The sequence below is a fragment of the Roseinatronobacter sp. S2 genome (assembly GCF_029581395.1).
Taxonomy (GTDB): domain Bacteria; phylum Pseudomonadota; class Alphaproteobacteria; order Rhodobacterales; family Rhodobacteraceae; genus Roseinatronobacter.
Genome location: NZ_CP121115.1, coordinates 340071 through 361984, shown reverse-complemented (window position 1 = coordinate 361984; position 21914 = coordinate 340071). Strand labels below are relative to the sequence as shown.

The following is a 21914-nucleotide window of genomic DNA, read 5'->3' as shown; positions in this document are numbered from 1 at the left end:
AAATTCACCCGCCCGGCAACATGTCAGCAAAACCCGTCACGACATATCATACCTTCAGCTTTGCGATACCGCTGTCGATATATGGTGCCCAGAACGCCACACTTTCCGCGATCTGCGCGATGACCTGACGGTCATCCGGCTCGCGTTCCTTGAAGGACAGTTCCAGACATATTTCATTGTCCACAGCCCCGCCCGCCGTCAATGCCTCTAGCAACGGGGCAGGCTGGATTGCACCTTTTGCGTTGAATGCAGCAGTGAACGGCCGGTGGCCCGACTTGTCCATCATCGATTGCTTGATATGGATAATCGGGCTTAGTTTCGGCACGGCCCGCGCCCATGCATATGGGTCGGTGTCATCCGGGTTGCTGGATGTGATATCGCCGTGGTCAATATCGGCCATCATCCACATTGGCACGGCCATCGGTGCGGCAGTAAGCCGCGCTTGCAGTGCAAGGGACGCAGCGATTGTTTCACCGAACTCGCGCCCGATGCTCATTGGTTCCCAGAAGATATAATCCAGCCCGGCAGTCTTGGCGTGCTCGGCCACTTCGGCCCAGCAATCAATCGCAGCCCGGATCAGGTCTTCGCGCCGGTTCGGGTCATCGTAATCGCGGTAGGTGAAGATCGCGAACTGCGTGCCGACCGAATTTCCGCCAAGATCGCCGATAATGTCGGCAAAACTCTTGAACCAGTCCACATAATACCGGCGCACATCCTTGTCGGGATGGCCAAAATGGTTCAGCCGCCCATAAGGGCCGGTCATGCCGGATGTGACCCGCGCACCAGTGCGGGCAAGGGCGCGGTCCATGTCGCGACCCAACCGCGCAATGACAGGGGCGGGCCAGCCGGGGTTGATGAATTCATGCGTCAACTGGATGTCACGGATGCGGATATCGCGTGCGATGGTATTGATCAGGTCATCGGGTTCAGCGAAGCGGTTTACCAAAGGATTGGTGTTCAGCGATAATGTAAGCCCCATGTCAGGCCGCCTGTGCATGCGCTGCATCGAACCATTGCGTGAACGCGGCCCGTTCTTCAGGGGTCAGATGCAACTGGTGTTTGGTTCTGCGCCAAAGGATATCCTCGGCGGTGCGCGCCCATTCATGCTGCACCAGATAGGTCACTTCTGCTTCATACAGGGTGCCGCCGAAATGCTGCCCAAGCCCGTCAAGGCCGGTTGCGGTTCCGACAATGCGTGCAATACGGGTGCCATACAGTCGGCCATAATGCTGGCGCAACGCCCGTGGCATCCACGGGTAATCCAGCTTCATCTGGTTGCGGAACAGGTCATAATCAGCCCGTTCAAGATCGCCGCCGGGCAGGACCGCGCTGTGCGTCCAGTCCTTGCCCATCGCAGGAAAGAACTTGCCGATCCGGTGCATGCCCCTTTCGGCCAGTTCACGAAATGTGGTGATCTTGCCACCAAACACGTTCAGCAGTGGCGCGCCGCCCGCTTCGTCCAGATCAAACACATAATCGCGCGTTACCGCCGACGGGTTGCCCTGTCCGTCATCGAATAATGGCCGGACCCCGGAAAAGCTGGTCTGCACGTCGTCGCGGGTCAGTTCTTCCTTGAAGTAGCGGTTCACGGCGTCGATCAGATACTGTATTTCGGCCTCGTCTGCGGTCACATCCTCTGGCTGGCCCTCATAGGCAATATCTGTCGTGCCGATCAGGGCCTTGTCACGCTCATAGGGGTTGATGAAAATCACACGCTTGTCATGGTTCTGAACAAGGTAGGCGTTCTCACCCTTCCAGAATTTAGGCACGATGATATGACTGCCCTTTACAAGCCGGATATTGCGCGCCGAGTTTGACCCGGCGACACGCGTCAGAACATCCGAGACCCATGGCCCTGCGGCATTCACCAGAACCTTGGCTTCAAAAACCCGCTCCGCGCCGGTCATGGTGTCGGTTGTGGTCACGCGCCAGACGCCGTTTTCGCGCCGCGCCGAGGTGCAGGGCGACCGGGTCAGGACCGTTGCGCCATGTTCCGCCGCATCCACCGCGTTCAGGATCACCAGTCGCGCATCGTCAACCCAGCAATCGGAATATTCAAAGCCCCGCGTGTATTTGTCCTTGATCGGTGCGCCTTCGGGATCGCGGTGCAGATCAAGGGTGCGCGAACCGGGCAGCTTCTTGCGCCCGCCAAGGTTATCATAAAGAAACAGCCCCAGCCGGACCAGCCATGCAGGGCGGTCCTGTGGTGAATGCGGCAGGACGAACCGCATGGGCCAGATGATGTGGGGTGCGTTGCGCATCAGCACTTCGCGCTCGATCAAGGCTTCGCGGACCAGCCTGAATTCGTAATATTCCAGATAACGCAACCCGCCATGCACCAGCTTGCCTGAACGCGATGACGTGCCCTCGGCCAGATCGTCTTTTTCGCACAGAACAACGCTTAGACCGCGGCCTGCGGCGTCACGGGCAATGCCCGCGCCGTTAATTCCACCACCGATGACAAATAGATCAACTTTCGCGATACCCGTCATTTTTTTGCTCCTTTGGCAATGCGCGCCGTGGTCAGGGTGTCCCAGACCGGCGTTAGCGCGCCGCGCGCCGCGCGATAGGACTTGAAAAGAGTGTCATAGACCGGAACCAGTTCTGCATCCGGGCCTTCGGGGGTTTCCAGATGGGGGGTTGTCCATTCGGCAATGCAGGCGTCCATGTCTTCATAGGCACCGATCGCAACCGCAGCCATCATCGCGCATCCGGCTGCACCCGCTTCTTCGCGTGCCGATATGCGCACGGGTGTGTTCAGCGCGGCGGACAACACACGGCGCAGGGCGGCTGATCTGGCGGCCCCACCCGTCAGGCGCAGCTCATTCGGCATTGTCCCCATCGCGGTGTAGCAATCACGCGCCGCCATCCCCAACCCTTCGACCACGGCACGGATCACGTCGGGAAAACGGTGGGCGGCGTTCAGGCCGATCAGGCTTGCGCTTGCATTGGCATTGACGAACGGGCCGCGTTCGCCAGCATCGGAAATATAGGGATGATAGATCAATGCCCCCGGTTGCGAGCGCGACATCCACGCATCAATCCGGCCCACCAGATCGGCATGGGTCGGGGTTGTGCCACTTTCGGCCATCAACTCTGCGGCCAGTGCCAATGCCCAGTCGACATTCAGTGTTGCTGCCATGTTTGTCTGAACCTGCGTCACCAGATCGGGAACCGGCAGGCAGATAACATATCCGGTCCCTTCGGCATTCAGATGCACATTGTCCGATGTGACCGCGCGCATATGCACACCTGTCGATCCTATGGTTGAACATGCAGCACCCGCGTCGCCGGTATGCACGCCCGCACCAAGGGCGGTCATCACCATATCGACATATCCCAGACATACAGGCGTTCCCGCGCGCAACCCGGTCGCGCTTGCTGCTGCCGCAGTCAGCGGTCGTGTGTCGGTCGTGCCCTCGATAATCTCGGGCAGAAGATGGCGGCGCTGCGACAAACCCAGCGCATCGATCACCGCATCGCTGTAGCGGCGGGTGCGGAAATTGCCGAAGGTGAAGCTGGCCTCGGACGGGTCCGTTGCGCGCACGCCGGTCAGGTTCAGAAACAACCAGTCCTTGCAGTGCAGCGCCACTTCGGCACGGTCCAGAAGTTCTGGAAAATGCGCATTCATATGCGCCATCTGGCTGCCCTGCTGGCAAGTGTTCAACCCTGTTCCTGTGGCCTCGAATCTGGCCCGTTCGCCGCCGCCGCTGACAAGGTTCGCCACGGTCGGCGCGGCCCGCGCGTCAAGCCACAGCCACGCATCGCCCACGGGGGTGTCGCCTGCCCCGACAAGCCATGTCCCGTCCCCTTGTCCGGTCAGGGCAACCGCCGCAACGCGCGCTGCAAGACCGTCTATCTTGCCCGACAAGCCGCGAATTGCTGCGGCGCAATCGGCCCATGTCTGGGACAGTCGCTGTGTGGCGGACCCGTCTGCGCCCTGTAGGTAAGTGTTGCGCACAGCGCTTGTGGCCAGTTGATGGCCCGACAGGTCAAAGGCGACTGCCTTTATGACAGACGTTCCCGCATCGACCCCGATGATAAGATCACAAGACATGCGCACCGGATCCTTTTCCGGTTCGGCAGGCACCGCTGGTCATGGCTGGTTTTCCTCCTTTTGCCGGATGCGCGCTGCAAAACGGATTTTGCGGCGCGGTCACCCGACCTATCCCATAGATTATGGCGCATCAGGGCGCCTGTGACTGCCAAGTTAGCACAAAAATGCCGCCTGTCTGTATTTTTTTACAGACAACGTATTTTTTTTCATCTACTGTAGTTGAAACAGCGCGGTGACTGACAGATGAAATTGAGGAGTTTCTTGGTCAGCGTGCAGGGAAAGAATCGACGCTTAGATGCATTGATTGATTGGGAAACATCAGTATCGGCCCATGCGACCGGGGCGGGTGTATGACAGGCGTTTACAATGCCTGACAAAAGTAAGGGGGGAAGATCGCCATGACAGTGACTGGCACCACACCCATATCGGGATCGAAGCAATCGCGCCGCAGGGTGATTGTTGCGGTTGTTGTCGCAGCTCTTATTGGTGCCATCGCAATTGACACCAAGGTTGTGCAGATCGGGTCTGAAACGGACCTGCGCCAGCAAGCGTTTGATCCAGACAGGTTCGGCCAATCTGAATTCCCCCGCATCCGCGATTTTGTTGCCGGACGGGCACCTGACGCGGCGGATCTTGTGGCCGCGCTTGACGCCGACAGGGACGCAGCCATTGCCGATTATGGCAGGGTCGCGGGCGCATTTCCGGTTCTGACAGCGCGTTTGACCGGCGTTGTCGGTGATGGCAGCTCGGGCATCTTCGAAATTGCTGTGGATGACCTGCCCGATGGCCCGCAAATTCGCGTGCAGACCGGTCCGGCCATCAACGGCACAGAATTGCGCGACATTACAGGCGATATCGAATTCGGCAATTTCACCAACCAGATCGAATATCAGAACGCGGGTGCAGGAATAAACCGTGCCATGGCCGCAGAAGCACTGTCGGGGCTGGACCGTGATGCGCTGCCGGGCCAGACCGTAACGGTGACCGGCGTGTTCACGATGATCAATCCCGCAAGCTGGCTGATTACACCCGTCACCTTCGAGGTGGCACCATGAAAACGCCCCTGACCGATGAGGCCCCCGCCGCCCGCCCCGATCTGGCAGAAGTCGTTCTGGCGGCGCGCAATGTCGCAAAGTCATTCGGGGCTGTTCATGCGCTGAAAGGGGTGAATTTTGACGTTCACCGCGGACAGGTCACAACGCTTTTCGGCGAAAACGGTGCTGGTAAGTCCACACTAATGAAAATCCTGTCGGGCGTGCAGCGGCCCAGCAGCGGCGAACTGATCCTTGAAGGGCAGCCAATCGAGTTGCACTCCACCGTTGATGCGCAGGCGCTTGGCATTTCGATCATTCATCAGGAACTCAGCCTTGCGCCGAATATGAATGTGCGTGACAATATTTTTCTGGGCCGCGAAATTGTCGGGCGGGACGGCGTGAACTATGCCGAAGAAGCGCGCCAGACCCGTGCGCTGATGCGCGAACTGGAAGAAGATATCGACCCGCTGACCCCGGTCGAGAATTTGCGCCTTGGTCAACAGCAAATTGTCGAGATTGCACGCGCACTTTCGGTAAATGCCCGCATTCTTATCATGGACGAGCCAACCTCGGCGCTGTCTGCATCAGAGGTGGAGGTGTTGTTCAAGGTAATCCACGATCTGAAGGCGCGGGGCGTGTCCATCGTCTATATTTCGCACCATCTGGAAGAGGCGCTGACAATCACGGACCATGCGGTCGTTCTGCGCGATGGCAATATGACTGCATATGCCCCGCGTGACGAGATCGATCTTGAATGGATCGTGCGCAACATGGTCGGCGAGAATTTTGACCTTGGCAGCCCGCCCGAAGGCTATGACATGGGCGCGCCAGCGCTGGAATTGCGCGGCCTTTCGGTTGCTGCGGGCACGGGTGACGGCAACGCGGTGGACCGGATCGACCTGTCGGTGAAGGCGGGCGAGATTGTCTGCATCTACGGGCTGATGGGGGCTGGGCGCACCGAGATGATGGAATGCGCGGCCGGCCGCTTGGCTGCAGTTGCGGGAGAAGTGCTGCTGCATGGCCAGGATGTGGCGCAAATGAGCATTGCACAGCGTATTGCGGCGGGCCTTGTGCTGGTGCCGGAAGACCGGCAGCGCGATGGGCTGGTGCAGACGATGAGTGTGGGGCGCAACCTGTCGCTGGCGTCAATTGGCAGTTTTACACGCGGGCTGCTGACCAACCGCAAGGATGAGGGCGCGATCATTGACCGCGCGATCCGCGAAGTGACGGTCAAGACGGACGGGCCACAGGCGCCCATCGGCTCGCTTTCGGGGGGCAACCAGCAGAAAGTCGTCATCGGCAAGATGCTGGCAACAAAACCGTCGGTCGTGCTGCTGGACGAGCCGTCGCGCGGAATCGATATCGGTGCCAAGGCAGAGGTGTTCCGCATCCTGGCCGAGCACGCAAGGGACGGGATGGCGGTGATCTATACCACATCGGAAGTCGGTGAATGCCTGTCTATCGCCCATCGCGTGATCGTCATGCGACGTGGCCGGATTTCTGCGGAATTCACCCGCGACATCACAAAGGAAGCAATCATGGCCGCCTCGGGCGAGAGCCTGGTTGCCTGACACCTTTCAGGGAGATCAAACCATGTCTGACCAAATGAGCGCCACAGCATCAAAGGGCGGCCGGAAGGGCGATCTGAACATCGTTCACCTTCTGCTGGAGGGGCGCGCCTTCTTTGCGCTGATTGCGATCATCACGATATTCGCCTTGTTGTCCGACAGGTATTTATCGGTTTCCAACTTCCTTACCATGACATCGCAGGTCGCAATTTTCGGGTTGCTGGCAATTGGCATGCTGCTTGTAATCCTGTCGGGCGGAATCGACCTGTCGGTCGGCTCCACATTGGCGCTAAGTGGCGTGTTCGCCGGTTTTCTGATGCAGGGTGTCGAACTCGAAGGGTTGGGCGTGATCCTGTATCTGCCTGTCTGGGCGGTTGTCGTGTGCACGTTGTGTATGGGGGCGCTGGTCGGCGTGGTGAACGGGGTGTTGGTGGCCTATCTGAAGGTGCCTGCTTTCGTGGCCACACTAGGCACGCTTTATGTCGCGCGCGGTGTGGCGCTGCTGATGACCAACGGGCTGACCTTCAACAACCTGTCTGGCAATCCGGCGTTCGGCAACACCGGCTTCGAATGGCTGGGGTTCTATCGCCTATGGGGTGTTCCGATCAGCATTTTCGTGCTGACGGCCACGGCGGTCGCGGTGCATCTGCTGCTGTCGCGCGCCCCTTTCGGACGGTGGCTTTACTCCACCGGCGGGAATGCACGCGCGGCTGAACTTTCGGGCGTGCCGGTCAAGAAAGTGCAGGTCTGGGTCTATGTTCTGTCGGGGGTCTGCGCGGCAATCGCCGGTCTGGTTCTCAGCTCGCAGCTGACATCAGCAGGGCCGACCGCTGGCACCACCTATGAACTGACCGCGATTGCTGCGGTTGTTGTCGGGGGTGCGTCGCTGATGGGGGGGCGTGGCACGGTGCGCGGGACATTGCTGGGCGCATTCGTGATTGTCTATCTTGGCGCGGGCCTCGTGATTATTGGCGTGTCGTCTTACTGGCAGACAGTCTTTACCGGCGCGGTCATCGTGCTCGCCGTGATGCTTAACTCCATTCAATACGGGGGAAAGGGTGCGAAACTCTGATGCGCCCTCATGATATTCGCGTCAAACCGCTACATCAATGCTGACGCGATCAACGCCGGTTTCCGGCACAACTGACCAAGGGAGAGAAATTTCATGTTCAAGCTCAGCAGACGCGCACTTCTTGCGGCCGCAGCATCCATACCGCTTATGGCGGGCGCTGCTTCCGCCGAAGGACTGATATCAATTATCGTGAACGATCCGGCGAACCCCTACTGGTTCACCGAAGGCGAAGTTGCCCGCGCCACAGCCGAAGAGCTTGGCTACGAGGCGAATGTTTCGGCCCATCGCGGTGACACCAACACGGAATCGAACCTGATTGACGCCGCCATCACCAACGGGGCTCGCGCCATTATCCTTGACCCTGCCAATGCGGACGGGTCGGTGGGCGTTGTGCGCCGTGCGACCGAAGCTGGCATTCCGGTCTTTCTGGTCAATGCCGAGATAAACGAGGCAGGCATCGCCATCGCGCAGCTGGTGTCCAACAATGCGCAAGGTGCGGCGCTGGGTGCCGTGACATGGCAGGAACTGGTCGGGGATGACGCGCGATATGTTGAATTCTTCGGCAACCCGTCCGACAACAACGCGGCCACCCGGTCTAACGGCTATAACACCGTTCTAGGCCAGTATCCCGGTCTTGAAAAAGTTGCCGAGGAAGTTGCCAACTGGGATCGCACACAAGGTTACAACCGGATGCAATCGATCATGCAGGCCCATGACCAGATCGATGCGGTGATTTCGGGTAATGACGAGATGGCACTGGGTGCGATTGCCGCGCTGAAAGAAGCCGGACGCCTTGAAGGCACCATCATCGGTGGCTTCGACGGCAGCCCTGACGCGGTAGAAGCGATCAAGGCTGGCGAGTTGGCCTATAGCGTGCTGCAACCCGTTGCGGTCTTTTCCCGCGAGGCGGTTATTCAGGCCGATTACTACATCAATAACGGCGAACCGATGGTCGATCAGGAGAAGCAGCTTTTTGACTGCTTGTTGATCACACCGGAAAACGTGGACAATTACACAGCACCGTTCACTTTGTCCGAATAACCGTCCCCATGATGCTGCAAGGGCGGGCGTTGATGTATCAACGCCCGCCCAACAGGGCCGAGAATGGCAGGGGGGTATTAAGCCCGCAATCAGGTTTCAGGCAGGGCGTTTTTGAGCAAAGATGATTTTTGCCTTCGTTTTCTTGAAATTCTCTATTTCGGCATTCGTCCGGGCGCTGCGGTCAAGAATTATGGTATCAAGCGCGTCAACCGTGCAATATGAAACGCGGCTTACAACACCAAGTTTGGAATAATCGGCCAGCAGAATGGTCTTCTTGCTGCACGCCACCATTGCGCGCGCAATTTCCGCTTCATCCGGGTCATAGCTGGTCGCGCCCGCGCGGGCATCCAGACCAAAGGGCGACAGAAACGCGACATCGGCACAATAGCGCATGATTTCATTGATCGCGCTGGCGCCAAAGGTCGCTGGCGGTTGTGCCGTAAACCTGCCACCAATCAACACCACTTTGTTGCGCCGGTCCTGCGTGGAATCGGGTGTGCCGATGCGGCTGGCCACATCTACCGAATTGGTGATGATCGTCAGCCCGCTTAATTGCGACAACCGTTCCGACAGAATGGCGGTGGTGCTGCCAGCATCCAGCAAAAGCGTCTGGCCGGATTCGACAAGGCTTGCTGCGGACGCGGCGATCTGGCGCTTTTCACGCAAACGGACGGCCTGCCGTTCGGCATAGGGGGGTTCGCGCAGTTCAGCGTGCGGAATGGCCCCACCCCTGACGCGTTTCAATTCGCCGTCCTGTTCCATTTCCAGCAAATCGCGCCGGATGGTTTCGCGCGAGACACCAAATTCTTCGGTCACACGATCAACAGAAACGCCGCCAAAAGTGGCCAGTAGCGCGCGCAGCCGCTGGCGTCGTTCCTCTTGCCACATGATATTACACCTTCAACATCTCAAGTGCGGCGGCATGCAGATCGGGCGTCGACGCTGCAATCACGCGCCCGTCCGAATGCAGCCCCAGCGGTGCACCCGCCCAATCGGTTATGATACCGCCAGCTTCTTCAATTACGGGAACAACGGCAAGGTAGTCATAGGGTTGCAGACGGGATTCCACCACAAGATCAATCTGGCCCGATGCAAGCATCCCGTAATTATAGCAATCCCCCCCGAAACGGGCAATGTCGACCTTGTCGCAAATCTTCTCGATCGCGCCACGCTCGGGTGTGGTGAAATATCTTGGCGATGTTGTGTAGAACCGCGCTTCTGAAATGTTCTTGCACGGACGGACATGGCAGGCTTTGGGGCTTTCGTTTTTGTCGCTGAACCAACTGCCAGCCCCGGTTTGTCCTACCCAGCGTTCGTTTAGCGCTGGCATTTCGATGATGCCAATCCTTGGTTTGCCACCGTCAAACAGCGCAAGAAGCGTGCCCCAAAGTGGCGATCCGGTGATAAAGCTGCGCGTGCCGTCAATGGGGTCAATGACCCATAGCGGGCCATCAGGTTCGGATGCGCCGCCGAATTCCTCGCCCCAGATGGCATGGTCTGGAAAGCGTTCGGAAATGGCTGCGCGCAAGAACAGTTCAGTCTGCCGGTCGGCTTCGGTGACAGGGCTGGCATCCGCTTTTGTTTCAACGGGAACAGGTTTGCGGAACGATTCAAGCGCCCGCATGCCCGCCTGTCGGGCCACGTCCTGCGCAAACCCGGCAATTTCCCGAGAGGGATACTGCATTGCTTCCATCTTGTACTTCCTCATTGTGCTGGTGATTAAAAAATAACCATTTTTGACACAAAAACACAGATTGCCACATTTTCCAAGCTGAGTTATCCTGAATTTCCAAGCTTATCAACAGGAGACGCAACATGAGACAGACCATAACCCGGTTTTCCGCATCGCTTGCCGTAACCGGCCTTCTGGCTGCCCCCGCGATTTCAGGGGAAATAACTGTCTATTCCGCGCTGGAAGATGAGGAAATCGCGGCCTATCTTGAAGCCGCCCAAGAGGCGATGCCTGATCTGACAGTGAATGTCCTGCGTCTGTCGACGGGTAATCTTGGCGCACGCCTGATCGCCGAGGCGGGAAATCCGCAGGCGGATGTCTTGTGGGGCTTTGCGGTCACCAACATTCTAAACCCCGCCATTTATGACCTGCTGGACACGCATGCGCCCGAAGGTATTGACGATCTGCCAGCGCAATTTCGCGATGCCGAGAACCGCTGGTTTGCCCCGATTGGCTATATGGGCGCGTTTTGTGTCAATACCATGCGGCTGGAACAGATCGGCGCGCCAATGCCGCAGTCCTGGGCCGATCTGACCGACCCGGCATTCGAGGGCGAAATTGTCATGCCTGACCCCGGTTCATCCGGCACAGGGTTCTTGCAGATTTCTGCCATCCTGCAAGGCGCTGGCGAAGAAGCAGGCTGGCAGCTGATTCAGGATCTGGACCCGAACATGGCACAATATACCACGTCGGGATCACGGCCATGCCGCATGGCGCAGGTGGGTGAATACACCGTCGGGGCGTCCTTGTCCTTTGTGGCGATGCAAGGCATTGAACAGGGCTTCCCGCTGGAAATGGTTATCCCGTCGGATTTTGCCGGTTTTGAACTTGAAGCGAACGCCCTGATCAGTGGCAGCAGCAATGCAGACGACGCGCGCCGCTTCCTAGACTGGACATTGTCGGAAAGCGCCGCGCAGGTCTATTCTGAAAACAAGGCGTTGATCACCTTGCCCGGTGTTCCAAGATCACCGCTTGCGGCGCAGGCAGGACTTCCGGAAGATCTGTCCGAAGTGTTGTTCCCAATGGATTTTGCCACATCGGGTGCGGAGCGTGACGTGATAATTGAGCGTTGGCGCGAACTGGTCGGGCGCTGACACGGCCGGATAAATCACCAGTGGCGGCGTTTTCACCGGCGCCGCCACACGCCCGATGCAACACAGAGAGCCGCCATGCAGTTGAAAATCCGTAACCTTGAAAAATACTATGGTCAGTTTCAGGCATTATCCGACGTCGATCTGGATGTCGGGGACGAGGAATTTGTTTGCCTGCTTGGCCCTTCGGGTTGTGGAAAGACCACATTGCTGCGCATCATTGCAGGGCTGGAGCCATATAACGCGGGCACATTGGAACTGGCAGGAAAAGATCTAAGCACAGTCGGTGCGCAAAATCGCGGGTTCGGGATTGTGTTTCAATCCTATTCCTTGTTCCAGCATATGACGGTGGCCGACAATATCGGGTATGGGCTGCGTATTCGCAAAACCCCACCCGCCGAACGCGCAGCCAAGGTGCAAAAGCTGATGGAGCTTGTGCATCTGCAATCTTTTGCGCAGCGCTATCCCTATCAACTGTCCGGCGGGCAGCAACAACGCGTGGCAATCGCAAGGGCGCTTGCGGTGGACCCGGCCCTTCTGTTGCTGGATGAACCGCTATCCGCGCTGGATGCGCGGGTCCGCAATGATTTGCGTCTGGAAATCCGCGATGTTCAGCGCCGCCTGCGCATTCCCACGATCATGGTGACCCATGATCAGGAAGAGGCGTTGATCATGGCGGACAAAATCGTTTGTATGAATGCCGGAAAAATCGAACAGATCGGCACGCCAAAAGAAATCTATTCACGCCCGCGCACCAGATTTGTTGCAGATTTCGTGGGGATTTCCAATTTCCTGACGCCGCAACTGGCGCAGACGGTGTTGCCTGATCTGGGCAGTCACGCGCCGGACGCGCAGCATTTGCTGGCCCTGCGCCCCGAAGATATTTCGGTATCCATGTCGGACGGCGCGCAGGCCTGTATCACACATGCCAGCTTTCTGGGCAATGTGACGCGATTGACCGTCGATCTTGGTGAAACAACCCTTCTGGCAGAAAGCCATCACAGTCAGGGCCTGAAAACAGGCGACCGCGTTGCCATTTCGGTGGCGCCCGATGCCGGTGTCTGGGTGCGCGCATGACAGCCGGTTCGACACAAGGACACCCGCCCCGCAAGATTGCGCGCACGAAGCCGCTTGTTATTCCGCCTTTGGCACGGACCTTGTATCTTACCAGCCTTTGGGTGCCATTGATCGGCCTTGGGCTGTTTTTCCTTTACCCGCTTGCGTTGATTGTCCAGCGCAGTTTTGTGCAGCGCGACGGCAATCTGGGCCTCGGCAATTATATCGACGTCCTGTCAATGGGGCATATTCTGGGTGTGGTGCGCAATTCGCTGGTCATGAGTGGCCTGACCACGCTGATCTGCGTCTTGTTGGGGTTTGCGATTGCCTATCTTTTGCAGCGCACCCGCGCACGGCTAAGATGGGTGATTTCGATTGCGCTGCTTTTGCCGCTTCTGGCCCCGTCGCTTGTGCAGGCGCTGGGGTTGATATTCCTGTTCGGGCGCAATGGCCTGATCAGTCAGGCGACAGGGTGGAACCTGCAAATATACGGGCTTTGGGGGTTGGTTATTTCCAATTCCATGTATGCGCTGCCACAGGCCGTGATGATCATTCAGGCATCGTTGCGCCAGTCCGATACACGGCAATATGACGCGGCCATGATGCTTGGTGCAACGCCGTGGCGGCGGTTTGTCGATATCACCCTGCCGAATGCGCGTTTCGGGCTGCTGAGTGCTGCTTTCGTGTGCTTCACCGTCACGATTACGGATTTCGGGAATGCCGCAGTCATCGGGGGCAATTACCGTGTCCTTGCCACGGAGATATACGCGCAGGTTGTCGGGCAGATGAATTTCAACATGGGCGCGGTGATCGGCATTTTGCTGCTTATTCCCACACTTATGGCCTTTTATATCGAAAAAATTGCCGCGCAACGCCACACCAGCGGCGCGACCGAAGGCGCGATGCCGGTGGAACCGGACAGGCGGCTATTGCGCGACATACCCTTGGGCATTCTTGGCTATGGAACTGCATTTTTCCTGATCGCGGTGGTGGCCACAGTGGTTTACGCCAGCTTTGTCACGCTTTGGCCCTACCGGCTGGACCTGACCTTGGGCAATTACAACATTACCGCGCAGGGCGGGTATGGGCCGCTGTGGATTTCGCTGATCGTGTCGACACAGGCCGCCGTGATCGGCACGCTTATGCTGTTTATGCTGGTGGTATCGCAGCGCCGTCTGGGGCGTGGTATGGCAAAGGCGGTGTATCTGCTGGCCATCGTGCCGGTTGGCGTGCCGGGCTTGGTGCTGGGCCTTGCCTATGTGTTGTCGTTCAATGTGGCGGGGGCGATACCGGGCATGCTGTATGGCACGACGCTTCTGATCGCGCTCTGCAATTTCTATCACTACCATTCGCAGGGCTTCCTGACGATGGTATCCGGCATTCGTGCCGTTCCCGCCCAGTTGGAAGAAACCGTGACATGCATCGGGGGCAGCACGTTGCAGGGAATGCGCGATGTCATTCTGCCCATAATGCTGCCGACATTGGTTGCCGTGTTCTTTTTCCTGTTCATGCGCTCGATGGTGACACTCTCGGCGGTGATATTCCTTATAACACCGCGGCTTAGTGTGGGCGCCGTGTCCGTGTTGCGGCTGGATCAGGCAGGGTTTGCAACGCAGGCGGCGGCCTTTTCTGTGTGCATAATGGCGGTTGTTCTGGTTGCATTGGGCATGATGAAAATTGCACTGGCCCTTGTTTCGCGCAAGCCACAGGTCGCGCAATAGCTGCGGCCATCACCCGGCGTCTGTGTCAGGGTCTTCGTGTTGGCGCAGCGCACCGCGCAGGGCCAGTTGCGTGGCGCGCGCCTTGATGCCATCGGGGTTGCTCAAGGCCATGCGGTCCAGCGCGTCATGTTCATGGCGGGCAGGTTGGCCCCGCAAGCCCCGCATGATCAGGCGCAAAAGGGCCGGAATATGGGGCGATGCGCGGCGCAGTTCGGCAAGCGCGGGCAGCAAATATTGCTCGATTTCAGTGAAATCCGTTCCAAAAGGGAACCGTGGCAAACAGGTGTCACGGTGCGGTGCCAGCCAGTTTTGCAGCACCTTCGGGGTGTTGTTGCACGCCGTATCAGGCAAGCGGTAAGATGCAGGTAGTTTCCCGGACGCCTTGGCGGTATTTTCCAGTTCTTTCTGGAACCGGCTGTCGGCAATTTCCAGCAACGCGGCAATAGTGTCGGCATCGCTTTTGCCGCGCAGATCGGCAATGCCGTATTCGGTAACCACAATATCGCGCATGTGGCGGGGGATCGTGACATGACCATAGGAAAAACGGATATTCGATGTCAGCCCGGATTTGCCGCGACGGGTTGCGGGCAGGGTGATGATGGCGCGCGCATCCTTTAGCGCGAAGGCCTGATCAACGAAGTTGAACTGACCGCCCACACCGCTGACGACCTTGCCATCTTCGGTGCCGTCGGAAATGACCGCGCCAAGCAGCGTAACCATCATTGCGGAATTGATGAAGCGGGCGTGCTGGCGTGCGGCACGTTTTGCGGACTCGCTGCCCAGCAGTGAATTGGTGAATGACACAGGCATCATGGCAATGCGCGCGCGTTCCGGCGGGGACAGGGCGTTCAGGCGTTCATAGAAATCGCGGCTGTCCAGAAAAAACCCCGCATGAATGGCCGCACCATCCACGTCGCGCCGGATGATCCCGCGTTCGAACAAAGCCAGCATGCCATCCACCAGCATTTCGGTCAGGCCATAAAGCCCGGTCTGGAAAGGGCCTGTTTCGCTGAATTCATTTGCCTGCGGAAACGGGCAGGACTGCCACAGCGGCGCAACCTTATCGCCCTGCCGCAAGATCAGCGCATTCGCGATGGCATCCCCGATCTGGCCAATGCCGATCTGTAGCGTGCCGGCATCGCGGATCAGCCGTGATGTGTGCAGCGCAATCGCATGATCTTGCAGGCTGACGGGCTGTTTGACGACCGAAAACAGCGCATGCGGCGGTGTATCAGGTGTGTGCAGGGCCGCGCATTCCGACATGTCAACCACGGCAGGGCCGGACATGAACGGCAGATCAGCATGAACCTGCCCGACAAAGGTGAATGCGGCCCTGTCTTCGCGGCGCAGTCGCAACAGATCGGCGGTGATGTCGGTGTTACATGACAGGCTTAATGTGTCCCCGTCCATGGCCAGAAGCTGCAATACAAGGTTTGGTTTCTGCGCCAGCAACACGTCCAGCGCGTGTGTGTAATTGGCCGATACATAGTTTTGCTGGACCCTCTGCACCTTGACCCAGTTCGGGGCTTGCAGGAAAAATTCGGTTACCTTGATGTTGTCGGGCAGCTTACCTGCGCGCAACAGCCGCGCATATTCGATTTGCGGATAATCGCCAAACAGCCGGTCCAGCGCCGGTTCCAGAAACCGGCGCTCCATGTCCGATGACGGGGTCGGGCGTTCCAGTGTCAATGCGGTGAATATCTGTAACCGGATGGACGGGTCCGCACAGGCCCTGCGCACCAGCGCGTTGACAAGCGTGACGGGTTTGCCCAGCCCAAGCGGCAAGGCCACGCGCAGATCATGCCCGACAGTTTGCAAAATCCAGTCGACAAGTGGTTCGTCTGATGTGAATTGCGCAGTCGCTTCACGCATGTTCGGCCCAATAGGGGTCAGGTGCGAAACGTGCGCCATGGGCCTGTTCCAACTCGCCCAGACGCTGGCGGATGGTATCAAACCCGCGCGTTTGCGCGTAGGTCATCGGGCCACCACGGAACGGCGCAAACCCTGTGGCAAAGATCATCGCGGCGTCAAGATCATCCACGCTGCCCACAACATCCTTGCGCAGACATTCGGCGCAGGCATTCAGCATTGGCAGGATCAGCCTGTCGGTCAACGCGGCGCTTATTGCGGCATTGGACTGCGGCTTGGGCGTGCCGTTTGACCAGTCGTAAAACCCGCGCCCCGTCTTGCGGCCCAGATCGCCTGCATCGACCTTGTCGCGCAGCAGGGGCGGAATGTCGGCAATCGGGGTTTGCAGCGATGCATTCAGGCTTTGTGCCACATCAAGGCAGATGTCCAAGCCCACCTGATCGGCCAGCGTGACAGGCCCCATCGGCATGCCGAACTCAAGGGCTGCGCGGTCGATGCGGTCTTTTGGTATGCCTTCATCCATCAGCAACAGCGCCTCCAGCAGATAGGGCATAAGCGCGCGGTTCACCAAAAAACCGGGGGCATCGGACACGGCGACCGGCAACCGGCCGATTGCTGTGCAAAACGCCATCAGGCGGTCGCGGGTGTCCGCAGCGGTCTTGTCGTGGCTGACCACTTCGATCAGGGGCACCTTGCTGACGGGGTTAAAGAAATGCAGCCCCGCAAACAGGGCCTTGTCGGGCGCATGCTGGCATAGCCCGTCCAGTTGCAGGCTGGATGTGTTGGTGGCCAGAATCGCGCCAGATTTCATATCGCGGCCCAGATCGGCGAATATACTTGCTTTCAGTTCGGGGTCTTCCGGTCCCGCCTCGATCACCAGATCGGCGTTGCGCACACCGTATCCCTGCGGGTCGGGCATCAGGCGGTCCAGCGTGTCGCGGGTGGCAAGGCTGTCTTTATGGGCGTCCTTGCAGATTTGCGTGGCCTGCGCGACCATTTTGCCAAGCGCGTCATGGTCAGGGTCGGTGACAGACACCTGCTTGCCGTGCAATGCGACCCATGCCGCGATTTCCGCGCCCATGATACCTGCGCCCACAACATGAACGCGGGCAATATCATCGGTGGCCTTCGCGCCTTGTTTCAGCCTTTGGCGCAGCATGAAAGCGCGCATCAGGTTCTTGCAGGTGTCGGTTTGCAGCAGCTTCGCAAAGGACGCGATTTCCGCCTTTTGCATGGCAATCGGGTCGTGACCATGCTGCGCCCAAATGTCAATCAGCGCATAGGGGGCGGGATAATGTTCTTGCGGGGCTTTTTTCTGCACCTCGCGGCGCATATTCTTGGCGGCCAATACACGCGCAGGGGCAAGCGCGAATGCCTTGCCTGTCAACCCTTGCTTGTGCTGTTGCACCTCGCCCTTCACAACCGCATGGATTGCGCGGCGCAAATGGCGTTCTTCAATGACCATATCCGCGATGCCCAGCTTTTTTGCGCGCGCGGTATGGGCGGTTTTGCCCGTCAGCATCATTTGCATGGCCTGAAGCGGGTCGATCAACGCGGGCAGGCGCACAGTGCCGCCCAGACCGGGGTGCAGCCCCAGTTGCACTTCCGGCAGGCCAAAGGATGCCCCGTTGATGGCGATGCGGTAATCACATGCCAGCGCCAGTTCAAAGCCTGCGCCCAATGCAGGGCCATGAACGACCGCGATGGTCGGGCAGGACAACCCATCCAGCTGGTGCAGCAGCGCATGTGCGTCAGTCAGAAGCTGTTCGGTTTCATTTGCATCCAATGCGGCAAGGGCGTGAATATCGGCCCCTGCGGCAAACCCTGCCGGTTTGCCCGACCGAAGGACAAGCGCGCGGGGCATGTCTGCTTCAATCCGGTCAAGAAGGGTTTCAAGTTCACGCAGCACAATGTCCGAAATGGTGTTGACCGATGCATCCGTGCGGTCCAGCACCAACCAGCCGATCTGGTCATCATCAACGCTGTATCGCCAATGCCCGCTGGCTGGCGTATCTGCGCAATTGCCCAGTTCCAGCCTGGATGGTTTCAGGTATGTTTGTAATGCCGTGTTCATTACGCCACCTCCACGATCATCGCGCCGCCTTGCCCGCCGCCGATACATTCGGTGGCAACACCGCGCGTTTTCCCCGCCGCATTCAGTGCGTTTGCCAGATGCAGCACGATCCGGTTGCCACTGGCGCCGACCGGATGCCCCAGCGCAATGGCACCGCCATGGATGTTCAGCTTGTCACGCGCAATCACGCCAAAGCTGTCCTTCAGCCTAAGGACATCGCGGCAAAAGCGCGGGTCTTGCCATGCCGCCAGACAGGCCAGCACCTGCGCGGCAAACGCTTCGTTGATTTCCCATAAATCGACATCATCACTGCCATAACCATGGCGCGACAGCAGCGGTGTGGCCGACATGACCGGTCCCAACCCCATCACAGACGGGTCAAGGGCTGTCCATTCGCTGTCTACCAGACGGGCAATCGGGGTCAGATTGTGCCGCTTGACGGCGTCCGCCGATGCCAGAATGCACCATGACGCACCATCGGTCACCTGTGACGCATTGCCCGCTGTCACCTGCCCGTAGGGTTTTTCAAAAACCGGTTTCAGTTTGCGCAGCTTGTCAACGCTGCTGCCAGCGCGCACGCCGTCATCATTGCGGTGCACATTCCCGTCACGGTCAAACGCGGGCAGAACTTCATCACCAAGGGTGCCGTCCTGTTGTGCCGCAGCAAGGCGCTTGTGGCTTTCGACCGCATAGGTGTCGGCCATTGTGCGGGTAATCCCGAAATGATGGGCCAGCACTTCGGCAGTTTGCCCCATGCTTAGATCCGTGATCGGGTCTGTCAGTCCGCGTTCCAGCCCTACAACAGGCTTCAGATGCTTTGGCCGGACCTGCAATGCGTTTTGCGCAGTGGCCAAGGGGCCGGATGCGGTCTGCATTCCGGCCAGCCAGTCAACCGCATCATCGCGCAGCACAAGCGGTGCGTGGCTTAATGCCTCTGCCCCGCCTGCAAGGATCAGATCGCTGGACCCTTCGCGAATGGCGCGAAAGGCCGTGTCGATGGACTGCATCCCCGACCCGCAATTGATCTGCACGGTAAACGCCACCATCGCGTCCCCCATGCCCAGCCGCAGGGCCACAACACGGGCGGGGTTCATTTCATCGGCGATGACATTCACACAGCCAAGGATAACCATGTCGAACGCATCGGGCGCAAAATTCTGGCGTGCCAGCAGGGGGCGGCCACATTGCACGGCCAGATCAACAGGGGTGAATGGACCGCGTTTGCCGCGCACCTTCAGAAAGGGCGTGCGCGCGCCATCGACCAGAAAAACGTCTTGCGGGGTGCGTGTGCTCATTCGGCGGCCTCCGGTTGTTGGGGGGTGCGCGCGGCGTTGTCGGGCGTGGGCAGCAATGCGGCAAATTCCGCAGGCGTGAAATCATCCACAGCGATGACCTTGGCCACGGCCTGTGCAAGCGCATCAAGCTGGGCTTTTTCTGCCTGTGTCAGCAAACCCGCCTCAAGCGCCTGCGCGGGGCACATACTCAATTCGCGCAAGCGGCGGCGCAGGGGGTCGGCGGCAATCGTTTTGTCGAACGCGTCATTCAGCGCGTTAATCCCCGCACTGTGCCCCGGTCCGGTGACATCTGCGCATAAGCGGTCACGCGCGGGGCCGGGTTCGCTGATAAGTGCGGCGCAGCGTGCCGTCAGCGCATCGGACGGGCGCCGCGCGACAGCGCGGGGCAGGGTGATTGCACGCAGCAAAAATGCGGCCCCGCGGGATGGAAAATTGGCGATGGTTTCATCCAGCAAGGCACTTATGCGCGCAAAAGAGTTTTGCGCGATATAGGCAACCAGATCGAAATCATCCGCGGGCCTGCCTTCGTCCTGCCAGCGTTTCAGCACGGCAGAGGTGATGTATAACTCGCTCAGGATATCTGCCATCCGTCCTGACAGCATTTCCATGCGCTTCAGCCCGCCGCCAATGGTCAGAAACGCCATGTCTGCGGTGAACGCATACGCCGCCGACCAACGCGCCAGTTCGCGAAACAGCGGCGCATCCCGCGCACCATGCGGGGCGGGTGCGAAACGTGCGCCGGTCACCGCGCGACCAAAGCTGCGCCCCATGGTGCGGATGGAATGGCGGACATGACGCCAGAAATGCGTGTCAAACGCGGCCAGCCCTGCATCTTGCTGGCCATCTTCCAGCGCCAGAATTTCATCCAGAAGATGCGGGTGCGCACGGATTGCCCCCTGACCAAAGACCATAAGCGACCGGGTGACGATATTGGCCCCTTCCACCGTAATGCCAACGGGCACCGCGCGGTAGTTGGCCGACAGGTAATTCATTGGCCCGTCTATCACGGCCTTGCCTGCGTGGATGTCCATTGCGTCGTTAATGGCCGCGCGCATCCGGTCGGTGGCGGTGTATTTCATCAGCGCCGAAATCACCGACAGCGCGCGCCCTTCATCAAGGCCCGCGCAGGTCAGGTTGCGGGCGGCATTGACGGCATAGGCGTTCGCGGCCAGCCGTGCCAGTGGTTCCTGAATGCCGCCGAATTTCGCAATGGGCAGGTTGAACTGCTCGCGTATTCGCGCATAGGCTCCGCTGGAATGCGCGGCAAGGGTCGTTCCCGCACAGGCCAGCGATGGCAGCGAAACGCCGCGCCCTGCGGCAAGCGCACTCATCAGCATCATCCAGCCCTTGCCTGCCTGATCCGCGCCGCCGATGATGTTGTCCACTGGAATGAACACATCCTTGCCGGTTGTGGGGCCATTCTGGAACATGGTGCCTGCCGGAATATGCCTGCGCCCGGTGTCCACCCCCGGCAGACCGGTCGGAACCAACGCGCAGGTAATGCCCGGTTCGGGATCATCGCCCAGCAGGCCATCGGGGTCTTGCAGCTTGAACGCCAGCCCAAGCAGCGTGCAGACAGGTGCAAGTGTGATATAGCGCTTGGACCAGTTCAGCCGGATGCCCAGAACGTCCTGCCCCTGCCATTCCCCGCGACAGACAACACCGTGATCAAGCATCGCAGATGCGTCTGATCCGGCCTCGTCACTGGTCAGCCCGAAGGCTGGCAATTCGCGGCCATCCGCAAGGCGTGGCAGCCAGTAGTCCTTTTGCCCATCCGTTCCGAACAGATGCAGCAATTCCCCCGGCCCAAGGGAATTGGGCACCATGACCGTCACAGCCGCAGGAATGGACACCATCGACAAACGGCGGATAACTTCGGAATGGGCGAAGGCGGAAAACCCCAGGCCGCCATAGTCGCGCGGGATAATCATGCCGAAAAACCGCTGGGTGCGCATATACTCCCAGACTGCGGGGCTAAGGTCACCATCTGTGCGATTGATCGTCCAGTCATCCAGCATCTGGCACAGCTCGACACAGGGACCATCCATAAAGGCCTGTTCTTCGGGACCAAGTGCGGGGGCGGGCACCTCCAGCAGCTTCGTCCAGTCGGGATTGCCGGACATCAATTCGGCGTCCCACCAGACCTCGCCTGCTTCAAGGGCCTCTCGTTCTGTCTGCGACAAGCCGGGCATGGCATCCTTGGCCCAGTGGAAAATTGGTTTTGTGATGCGGTTTTTGCGGAATGACGACATGGCTCCCTCCATCCCGACCAACGCGCAAGCATGGAATTTGTTCCAGCGGCCC

General features: G+C 59.1%; 16 protein-coding genes. 7 read left to right on the top strand and 9 right to left on the bottom strand.

Translation table 11 applies throughout. The annotated features are described in order from the left end of the window. Positions 1-46: 46 nt before the first annotated feature. The 3 genes from P8S53_RS18450 to P8S53_RS18440 are packed head-to-tail and all read right to left on the bottom strand — an operon-like array spanning position 47 to position 4057. Complete coding sequence (locus tag P8S53_RS18450; RefSeq protein ID WP_277806782.1) at positions 47-979, bottom strand: sugar phosphate isomerase/epimerase; 933 nt, start codon at positions 977-979, stop codon at positions 47-49. 1 nt (position 980) lies between these two features. Further along, on the bottom strand, positions 981-2492 hold the full coding sequence (locus tag P8S53_RS18445) for a glycerol-3-phosphate dehydrogenase (RefSeq protein ID WP_277806781.1): 1512 nt from the start codon (positions 2490-2492) through the stop codon (positions 981-983). Continuing rightward, the gene (locus P8S53_RS18440; protein WP_277806780.1) at positions 2489-4057 is read right to left on the bottom strand and encodes an FGGY-family carbohydrate kinase; all 1569 of its coding nucleotides are present in this window, start codon (positions 4055-4057) and stop codon (positions 2489-2491) included. The genes P8S53_RS18445 and P8S53_RS18440 overlap by 4 nt, the downstream gene beginning before the upstream one ends. A gap of 398 nt (positions 4058-4455) precedes the next feature. Here P8S53_RS18440 and P8S53_RS18435 point away from each other — a divergent pair, with 398 nt between their 5' ends. The 4 genes from P8S53_RS18435 (at position 4456) to P8S53_RS18420 (ending at position 8772) form a co-directional block, all read left to right on the top strand. After that, positions 4456-5112, top strand: a complete 657-nt coding sequence (locus P8S53_RS18435; RefSeq protein ID WP_277806779.1) for a DUF2291 family protein — start codon at positions 4456-4458, stop codon at positions 5110-5112. Continuing rightward, complete coding sequence (locus P8S53_RS18430) at positions 5109-6662, top strand: sugar ABC transporter ATP-binding protein (RefSeq protein ID WP_277806778.1); 1554 nt, start codon at positions 5109-5111, stop codon at positions 6660-6662. Before P8S53_RS18435 ends, P8S53_RS18430 begins: the two co-directional genes overlap by 4 nt. Positions 6663-6684: 22 nt before the next feature. After that, the gene (locus P8S53_RS18425) at positions 6685-7731 is read left to right on the top strand and encodes an ABC transporter permease (protein ID WP_277806777.1); all 1047 of its coding nucleotides are present in this window, start codon (positions 6685-6687) and stop codon (positions 7729-7731) included. A gap of 93 nt (positions 7732-7824) precedes the next feature. Further along, the gene (locus tag P8S53_RS18420; protein ID WP_277806776.1) at positions 7825-8772 is read left to right on the top strand and encodes a D-ribose ABC transporter substrate-binding protein; all 948 of its coding nucleotides are present in this window, start codon (positions 7825-7827) and stop codon (positions 8770-8772) included. A 96-nt stretch (positions 8773-8868) separates the two neighbouring features. Here P8S53_RS18420 and P8S53_RS18415 read toward each other — a convergent pair whose 3' ends face one another. Both P8S53_RS18415 and hisN read right to left on the bottom strand, forming a co-directional pair. Further along, positions 8869-9660, bottom strand: a complete 792-nt coding sequence (locus P8S53_RS18415) for a DeoR/GlpR family DNA-binding transcription regulator (RefSeq protein WP_277806775.1) — start codon at positions 9658-9660, stop codon at positions 8869-8871. A gap of 4 nt (positions 9661-9664) precedes the next feature. Next, positions 9665-10465 (bottom strand): histidinol-phosphatase, encoded by an 801-nt coding sequence (gene hisN / locus P8S53_RS18410; protein ID WP_277806774.1) that lies wholly within the window; start codon positions 10463-10465, stop codon positions 9665-9667. Between the two features lie 122 nt (positions 10466-10587). Here hisN and P8S53_RS18405 point away from each other — a divergent pair, with 122 nt between their 5' ends. From P8S53_RS18405 to P8S53_RS18395, 3 genes are all read left to right on the top strand, one after another. After that, positions 10588-11598, top strand: a complete 1011-nt coding sequence (locus P8S53_RS18405; protein ID WP_277806773.1) for an ABC transporter substrate-binding protein — start codon at positions 10588-10590, stop codon at positions 11596-11598. A gap of 75 nt (positions 11599-11673) precedes the next feature. Further along, a complete protein-coding gene (locus tag P8S53_RS18400) occupies positions 11674-12672 on the top strand; it encodes an ABC transporter ATP-binding protein (RefSeq protein WP_277806772.1) in 999 nt (332 codons plus the stop codon). Further along, positions 12669-14372, top strand: coding sequence for an ABC transporter permease subunit (locus tag P8S53_RS18395; RefSeq protein ID WP_277806771.1), 1704 nt, complete (start codon positions 12669-12671; stop codon positions 14370-14372). Before P8S53_RS18400 ends, P8S53_RS18395 begins: the two co-directional genes overlap by 4 nt. Before the next feature lie 9 nt (positions 14373-14381). Here the strand turns inward: P8S53_RS18395 and P8S53_RS18390 are convergent, their stop codons facing one another. The 4 genes from P8S53_RS18390 to P8S53_RS18375 are packed head-to-tail and all read right to left on the bottom strand — an operon-like array spanning position 14382 to position 21862. Then, positions 14382-16244: an acetyl-CoA hydrolase/transferase C-terminal domain-containing protein gene (locus P8S53_RS18390; RefSeq protein ID WP_277806770.1), complete on the bottom strand. Its 1863-nt coding sequence runs from the start codon at positions 16242-16244 to the stop codon at positions 14382-14384. After that, entirely contained in the window at positions 16237-18315 is a 2079-nt protein-coding gene (locus P8S53_RS18385) for a 3-hydroxyacyl-CoA dehydrogenase NAD-binding domain-containing protein (RefSeq protein ID WP_277806769.1), read from the bottom strand. The genes P8S53_RS18390 and P8S53_RS18385 overlap by 8 nt, the downstream gene beginning before the upstream one ends. Beyond that, positions 18315-19610: an acetyl-CoA C-acetyltransferase gene (locus P8S53_RS18380; RefSeq protein WP_277806768.1), complete on the bottom strand. Its 1296-nt coding sequence runs from the start codon at positions 19608-19610 to the stop codon at positions 18315-18317. Before P8S53_RS18380 ends, P8S53_RS18385 begins: the two co-directional genes overlap by 1 nt. Then, a complete protein-coding gene (locus P8S53_RS18375) occupies positions 19607-21862 on the bottom strand; it encodes an acyl-CoA dehydrogenase (RefSeq protein ID WP_277806767.1) in 2256 nt (751 codons plus the stop codon). Before P8S53_RS18375 ends, P8S53_RS18380 begins: the two co-directional genes overlap by 4 nt. Positions 21863-21914 lie beyond the last annotated feature (52 nt).

What these genes read in the sequence shown, in the direction of transcription:
- P8S53_RS18440 (WP_277806780.1), bottom strand. Translation starts at nt 4,057, where the DNA reads ATGTCTTGTGATCTTATCATCGGGGTCGATGCGGGAACGTCTGTCATA.
- P8S53_RS18375 (WP_277806767.1), bottom strand. Translation starts at nt 21,862, where the DNA reads ATGTCGTCATTCCGCAAAAACCGCATCACAAAACCAATTTTCCACTGG.
- P8S53_RS18415 (WP_277806775.1), bottom strand. Translation starts at nt 9,660, where the DNA reads ATGTGGCAAGAGGAACGACGCCAGCGGCTGCGCGCGCTACTGGCCACT.
- P8S53_RS18380 (WP_277806768.1), bottom strand. Translation starts at nt 19,610, where the DNA reads ATGAGCACACGCACCCCGCAAGACGTTTTTCTGGTCGATGGCGCGCGC.
- P8S53_RS18405 (WP_277806773.1), top strand. Translation starts at nt 10,588, where the DNA reads ATGAGACAGACCATAACCCGGTTTTCCGCATCGCTTGCCGTAACCGGC.
- P8S53_RS18390 (WP_277806770.1), bottom strand. Translation starts at nt 16,244, where the DNA reads ATGCGTGAAGCGACTGCGCAATTCACATCAGACGAACCACTTGTCGAC.
- P8S53_RS18445 (WP_277806781.1), bottom strand. Translation starts at nt 2,492, where the DNA reads ATGACGGGTATCGCGAAAGTTGATCTATTTGTCATCGGTGGTGGAATT.
- hisN (WP_277806774.1), bottom strand. Translation starts at nt 10,465, where the DNA reads ATGGAAGCAATGCAGTATCCCTCTCGGGAAATTGCCGGGTTTGCGCAG.
- P8S53_RS18395 (WP_277806771.1), top strand. Translation starts at nt 12,669, where the DNA reads ATGACAGCCGGTTCGACACAAGGACACCCGCCCCGCAAGATTGCGCGC.
- P8S53_RS18420 (WP_277806776.1), top strand. Translation starts at nt 7,825, where the DNA reads ATGTTCAAGCTCAGCAGACGCGCACTTCTTGCGGCCGCAGCATCCATA.
- P8S53_RS18400 (WP_277806772.1), top strand. Translation starts at nt 11,674, where the DNA reads ATGCAGTTGAAAATCCGTAACCTTGAAAAATACTATGGTCAGTTTCAG.
- P8S53_RS18430 (WP_277806778.1), top strand. Translation starts at nt 5,109, where the DNA reads ATGAAAACGCCCCTGACCGATGAGGCCCCCGCCGCCCGCCCCGATCTG.
- P8S53_RS18425 (WP_277806777.1), top strand. Translation starts at nt 6,685, where the DNA reads ATGTCTGACCAAATGAGCGCCACAGCATCAAAGGGCGGCCGGAAGGGC.
- P8S53_RS18435 (WP_277806779.1), top strand. Translation starts at nt 4,456, where the DNA reads ATGACAGTGACTGGCACCACACCCATATCGGGATCGAAGCAATCGCGC.
- P8S53_RS18450 (WP_277806782.1), bottom strand. Translation starts at nt 979, where the DNA reads ATGGGGCTTACATTATCGCTGAACACCAATCCTTTGGTAAACCGCTTC.
- P8S53_RS18385 (WP_277806769.1), bottom strand. Translation starts at nt 18,315, where the DNA reads ATGAACACGGCATTACAAACATACCTGAAACCATCCAGGCTGGAACTG.